The organism is Acinetobacter sp. 70_2, assembly GCF_056736115.1.
Genome location: NZ_JBWZIP010000004.1, coordinates 83,566 through 89,771 on the forward strand (window position 1 = coordinate 83,566; position 6,206 = coordinate 89,771).

General features: G+C 37.5%; 8 protein-coding genes. 4 read left to right on the plus strand and 4 right to left on the minus strand.

What is annotated here, in order from left to right:
• Positions 1-116: 116 nt before the first annotated feature.
• On the minus strand, positions 117-1,376 hold the full coding sequence (locus AC1PJ9_RS03050) for an esterase-like activity of phytase family protein (protein ID WP_311087002.1): 1,260 nt from the start codon (positions 1,374-1,376) through the stop codon (positions 117-119).
• 147 nt (positions 1,377-1,523) lie between these two features.
• Positions 1,524-1,928 carry a helix-turn-helix domain-containing protein gene (locus tag AC1PJ9_RS03055; RefSeq protein ID WP_311087003.1) on the minus strand — a complete coding sequence of 135 codons (405 nt, stop codon included), beginning with the start codon at positions 1,926-1,928 and terminating at the stop codon, positions 1,524-1,526.
• Between the two features lie 81 nt (positions 1,929-2,009).
• Between AC1PJ9_RS03055 and AC1PJ9_RS03060 the strand changes: the two genes are divergently transcribed.
• From AC1PJ9_RS03060 to AC1PJ9_RS03075, 4 genes are all read left to right on the plus strand, one after another.
• Positions 2,010-2,495, plus strand: coding sequence for a DUF2938 domain-containing protein (locus AC1PJ9_RS03060; RefSeq protein WP_311087004.1), 486 nt, complete (start codon positions 2,010-2,012; stop codon positions 2,493-2,495).
• 18 nt (positions 2,496-2,513) lie between these two features.
• Positions 2,514-3,080, plus strand: a complete 567-nt coding sequence (locus AC1PJ9_RS03065; RefSeq protein WP_311087005.1) for a flavodoxin family protein — start codon at positions 2,514-2,516, stop codon at positions 3,078-3,080.
• 4 nt (positions 3,081-3,084) lie between these two features.
• Positions 3,085-3,318, plus strand: a complete 234-nt coding sequence (locus tag AC1PJ9_RS03070; RefSeq protein ID WP_311087006.1) for a DUF2798 domain-containing protein — start codon at positions 3,085-3,087, stop codon at positions 3,316-3,318.
• A gap of 391 nt (positions 3,319-3,709) precedes the next feature.
• The gene (locus tag AC1PJ9_RS03075) at positions 3,710-4,207 is read left to right on the plus strand and encodes a lytic transglycosylase domain-containing protein (protein WP_409070587.1); all 498 of its coding nucleotides are present in this window, start codon (positions 3,710-3,712) and stop codon (positions 4,205-4,207) included.
• A gap of 52 nt (positions 4,208-4,259) precedes the next feature.
• Here AC1PJ9_RS03075 and cysK read toward each other — a convergent pair whose 3' ends face one another.
• Complete coding sequence (cysK, locus tag AC1PJ9_RS03080; RefSeq protein ID WP_311087008.1) at positions 4,260-5,258, minus strand: cysteine synthase A; 999 nt, start codon at positions 5,256-5,258, stop codon at positions 4,260-4,262.
• A gap of 151 nt (positions 5,259-5,409) precedes the next feature.
• Positions 5,410-5,952, minus strand: a complete 543-nt coding sequence (locus AC1PJ9_RS03085) for a GNAT family N-acetyltransferase (protein ID WP_311087009.1) — start codon at positions 5,950-5,952, stop codon at positions 5,410-5,412.
• Positions 5,953-6,206: the final 254 nt, after the last annotated feature.

Consider the following 6,206-nt stretch of genomic DNA (forward strand, 5'->3'; position numbering starts at 1 on the left):
TACGAAAACAATAATATAGAAATTAATTTGATTAAAGTTTATCCAATATTTTATTCTCGGAATAAATACGGCGGAATAAAATCCGCCGTAGTCTTAACATAATTTATTTATAGGTATTAGAACAAAGCTTTTGGCAAACGAATCTGAATAATCTCGTTATCATCAGCCAGTTTTGCGTTGCGCCCTGTTGAACCGGGGAAGTTATTGTCATTTAGTGCCGTGAGCGTTGTACCATTTTCAATAATCACATCTTCAATGGTTTCAAACGGGAAAGCAAAAACCTGTCCCGTCCCAATATCTCCTGCTCTAGCTGTGCCATACAACATATTCGGGTTAGCAATTTTAATTAAATCGACTAAATCTTCACGGCTTACCAGCTGACCTGACTCATTCAATTTAATACGGATTAATTTTTTATATCCGCCTAAATTATTCTGAGTCGCATCACGCTCAATAATAATGCCTTCTTTATCATTAAAGAGTTGGAAGTCACCAATATTGGTTGCCTTACTGTCTAATTGAAACCAATAATATTTCCCTGTATACGCTTTCTTCTTAATGTCGAATTGAGAAATCAGCAACTGTCTTTCCGTTTCCCGAATTGATTTAATTGGCTTTTCTATAAGCGGATAAAGATATTGCCCATCTGGTGAAATTGCCATACCTTCAAAACCACCACTTTGCTGAACTAGAGGTTCTACAAAATTAATTTGCGCTTTATTAAACTGATTTTGTGGTGAACGTAATTCTTGGGTCGGATTTAATGGGTTTGGTAAAGCGATTGGTGCATCTAGTAACACACCATCCGCTGAAAAATGAAGTAAATAAGGGCCAAACTCATCCCCAATCCAATAAGTTCCATCGCTAGTACGTTGCATTGACTCTGGGTCAAAATCAGCACCCGTTAATAAACGCTCAGGCGTATTACCGTTCACGATATTAAAAGGAATTAACTTATTTGGATCACGCAATTGAATAAAGCTTTGTACCGTAACCTGCCCTGTACCTTTGGTTTTAGTTTTGAAATCAGGTTTTAATTTATAAATACGAAGTAAGAAGTCTGCTGAATTATCTTGGGTACCAAAGCCATTATCGGCCATTGCCATATAGCTGCCATCTTCATTTTTTAATGCAGCAGAAAAACCTTGTACAGGCTGGCCTTTAAATGGAGGATAAATTCCATTTGCACCTTTTACATATGCACCAGAGTCTGGGCCAGCAGCATAGGTTTCTACAGGCAATTTGGCAAAAGAAATTAAAGTTGGTTCGGTAACGTTTTCAGTAGGTGATGTTTGATCTTGATCGTTATTATCATTACATGCCGTCAATCCTAAACTGGCACAGCATAATAATGCGACTAAAGTTTTTTTGCTCATGATTTTATACATTTGGTAAAAAATTAAGCAAATTTAATCAAGCTTATATGAAGTTTTTACTTCAAAAAGATGAAATCTTTATGGCGAAAATATGACAAACCCAACTATTCAATACAGACACAAACTAAATGACTTCATCAAAAAGAATTAAAGTTTCGTTGGCTGATATTCTCCAGCAATTGCTGCTTTCAAAAAGTTCTGAAAAGTTGGGCATTCCATATGATTTTCAGCAGGACATACAGCAGCATGCTGTAATCCTTGACTAATAAAATGTAAACGCTTTGCCATTTGCTCTAATTGTTTAGCTTTATCTTTTAATTTTTGCCGATCAAGCTCTGGCTTACCATCTTGTCCAAACATTGTGGCAATTTCATTTAAAGAAAAACCTGCGGCACGACCTAAAGCAATGAGTGCCAGCTGATCAAGCACCTGCTTATCATACTGCCGACGCAAACCTTGCCGCCCAATCGACTTAATTAACCCCTTCTCTTCATAAAAACGTAGTGTAGCTGTTGTGACTTTTGCCTTTTTAGCAACTTCACCAATATCCATAACCACCTCTTGACTTCAAGTGAACTTGAACTTGCACAATAAATTTATCACGTTTCATACGTATAAAAGCAAGGTGTAAAAATGAATACCTGTACATTATTCTTCCAAGCTTTATGTCTTGGTGTTGGTGCAACAGTCATTATGGATATATGGCTGTTAATACTAAAAATATTTAAGATCCCGACCTTAAATTTTGCCTTTCTCGGACGCTGGGTAGGCTGGATGTTTCAAGGAAAACTCATCCATCAATCTATTGCAAAAAGCCCTCAAATTAAGGGTGAATATTTATTGGGCTGGATTGCTCATTATAGTGTTGGGTTGATCTTTGCAGTGAGCTTTCTTCTCATTGTCGGCTCAGATTGGCTCATTCATCCTCAGTTTTATTCAGCACTTCTGTTTGGTGTAGTCACTGTTCTCATTCCCTTTTTTATTATGCAACCAGCCATGGGTAGTGGTTTTGCTTCGTCAAAAACCCCGCATCCTTTTCTGAACTGTCTAAAAAGTTTACTGAACCATAGCGTTTTTGGCTGTGGTTTATATCTCACTGCAAAACTATTTCAAATTTAGATAAAAAGGAAACTATCCATGAAAACTGTTGCCATTATTTACTATAGTCGCCAAGGGCATACCCAATTTATCGCTCAGCAAATTCAAACTGGTATTTTGAGCCATAAAGATATGAAAGCAGATTTACTCAATGCCGAAGATCTTATCGAGAGCCCAGAGACTCTTATCCAATATGATGGTTTAATTTGGGGATCTCCTACGTATTTAGGTGGCGTATCTTCCAAATTAAAACAACTCATGGATGCGACGGGTCCATTATGGAAAAAGCAGAACTTTAAGGGAAAGCTAGCAGCTGGATTTACCGTTTCCTCTCTTCCCGCTGGTGATAAACAATCGACACTAATTTCGATTTTTACCTTTTGTATGCAACACGGCATGTTATGGGTCGGCAACCCGATTATGCCTGAGCAACACCAAGGTATTCCTTATACTCAAGCAGTCAATCGTCTAGGCTCATGGTCAGGCTTAATGGCTCAGGCTGAACATGGCAGTCATGCCGATAGGTTTGATGAAGGAGATATTAAAACTGCTCAACAATTTGGAGAAAATTTTGCATTGATCTTAAGTGCTTATCAAGGAATATAAAACCATGAAAGTACAGAAACTTTTATTCCTCTTAATTTTATCGGGAATGATGTCTTTTATCATTTCAGGTGTTTCAACTTTTAAAGTAGTAGGACTAAATCATCACTTCGTTTCATTGTGGGTATCAGCTTGGATTATTGCATGGATATTGGCTTTCCCAAGTGTATTGATTTGTGCCCCTATAGCTCAGAAACTAGTCGACATCATATTTAAGAAAGTTAAAAAAGTACGTCTGTAAGTTAAAACGTACAAAAATTGCGGTGATTTGCGGATATTCAGCTTTAGTATTTTTTCATAATATATGAATCATAGAGAGACAGGATGTCTCATTGAAGAAGAATAAGAACGCAGGAAGCGGTAGTTGACAGGAGTTAGCTACATAAAGCTGAATACGAAGGAACCTCGACAGGATGTCGGGGTTTTTTCATTTCAATTATACAAAATTCTTACTTTTTAGATGTGTTGAGCAACAGAACTAATATTGATCCGATAAGTACGGCTAAATACCATCATTTTATTTGAAACTTCATTATTGGTTTTGTATTTTGCTTACCACATCTTTAACCCAAAATCGTTTTGAACCATCACAATTACACATTCTTGGTCTGAAATTTTTCATAATTTTCTTGATGATCATCATGACAGGATGTACAAGCTTAGGCCCTAATAGTGGCTCATTTACTTGGCGTTCAAATAAGCTATCATCTGGTTTACAAAAAGCTTATTCCGTTCCACCGAGTACAGCGAATCGATTGTCTCCTATGATTATTCAAAGTGCTGACAAATATAATGTTCCTCCACTTTTACTCGCGGCAGTTATCAGACAAGAGTCGAACTATAATAGTAATGCCCGCTCTCCGACTGGGGCTGTTGGTTTAACTCAAATTATTCCAAGCTATTGGCAACAAACTTGTGCTGGTAATTTGTATGATGAATCTACAAATATCCAATGTGGTGCTTATATTTTAAATCATTACTATCAAACCGCAGATAGCTGGTTTAAAGCCACGGCCTATTATAATGTTGGACCAACAGGATATGAGCGAAGCTTCTGGACCCGTCACAAAGCGAAAAAATATGCCCGATCTATTAAGCACCATCAAAAAAATTTAAAAAGTGCCTTATAAATAAGCTTAAATAAAAGCCCATCAATAGATGGGCTTTTTTATGCAGTTAATTTTATTCTTCAAATAAACCTTCAAATAACACAGAAGATAGATAACGTTCCCCACTGTCTGGCAGAATAACAACGATGGTTTTACCAGCATTTTCAGGACGCTCTGCAATTTTTGCAGCGGCTGCCAATGCAGCTCCACTTGAAATACCTACTAGAATACCTTCTTGGGTTGCACAGTTTCTCGCCCATTGAATTGCTTCTTCGCTAGTCACTGGTAAGACTTCATCCACAAGGTCCAAATCAAGATTCTTTGGAATAAAGTTTGCACCAATTCCTTGGATTTTATGCGGTGCAGGGGTAATGTTTTCACCTTTTTTGGTCTGAGTAATAATTGGAGATTCAGCAGGTTCAACTGCTACTGAGTACAATGGTTTATTTTGGACTTGTTCAAAATAACGAGAAATACCTGTAATCGTACCGCCAGTACCCACACCAGCAACCAAAATATCAACTTGTCCACCTGTAGCTTGCCAAATTTCAGGACCAGTTGTGTCTACATGGATTTGCGGATTTGCTGGGTTTTCAAATTGTTGTGGCAAGAAATAAACATCTGGCTGTTCAGTTGCTAATCGTACCGCTTCATCAACTGCCCCTTTCATTCCCTTCGCAGGTTCAGTTAAAACCAAATTAGCACCTAAAGCTTTCAGTACTTTTCTGCGCTCAAGGCTCATACTTGCAGGCATAGTTAGAGTAATTGGATAACCTTTTGCCGCAGCAACAAATGCCAATGCAATACCAGTGTTACCACTGGTTGGCTCAACAATGTGCATACCTTCTTTTAATACACCGCGTTTCTCTGCATCTGCAATAAGTGCCGCTCCGATACGGCATTTCACAGAAAATGCAGGATTACGGCTTTCCACTTTTGCTAATACGGTTGCGCCCGTTTTAATCAAACGGTTAATACGTACTAAAGGTGTATTACCAATAGCTTCGGCATTATTGGAATATACCGCGATACCTAAATTGTTGGGAGTTGGAAATTGCTGGTCGGTAGACATGTTATATCCTTATTAGATTTGGAATGATTCTGAATCATTATAGGCTTGTCTAATAAACAGGAAAGTAGAAAAAGTTAAGTAATATAAAAAAATGACAGCTACATCTAAATTAGACTTAGAAAAAAATAATAAAATTATTAGACCATTCTAACTACCAAACCTCACCCTCTCGCCATTCTGCGGAAATACTATCGCCCTGTGAGCGATGCAATAGTAGATCTTTAATAGGAATACTCAAAGAATATAGCATAATTTCATAGTCATCGGTTAGATAAGTAGATGTATCTTGTTTGATGTACAAATCACCCCACCAAGTAGTCCAACCTAATCTTTTATAAAATGCTTCATCTTCCGGTTGTAATGCAGCAAGTCCATATTCCAAGTCAGTTAATGCTTCAACTAAATGTTTTAATAATTGTGATGCCAGCCCCTTACCTCTCATCGTGTAATCAGTGGTCACATACTCTACATAAGCTGTTTTTACATCGAAGCTACCATTTATAGTAAAAACTCTATCCGTCCATAAGGCATGTGAAACAATTTGATTGTCCAATATACCGACGACATGAATAGCTTTTTGCATGAAAGCATATTGGCTCCAAGGATCTTCATCAAAAGCAGAAAAACATAACTCAGCAATCTGATGACGTTGATTTTTATCTAGATCTTGGGCTGCGATGATTTTGAACTGCATAGATGAAAACTCAAGTTTAACTATTTATAGATTAAGCAAATATGGGAATATTATGAAATGTTTTTTTATTACAAGGCAATTTGATTGAATTAAGACACTCTATCTCTAAAGCAGGGCAACCGTACAAATTTATTCCGCGCAATAAGAAACACCCCCACTCTTTAGAATGGGGGTGTTTGGAATAATGAGCTGGCGATGACTTACTCTCACATGGGTAACCCCACACTACCATCAGCGCTAAGAGGTTTCACTTC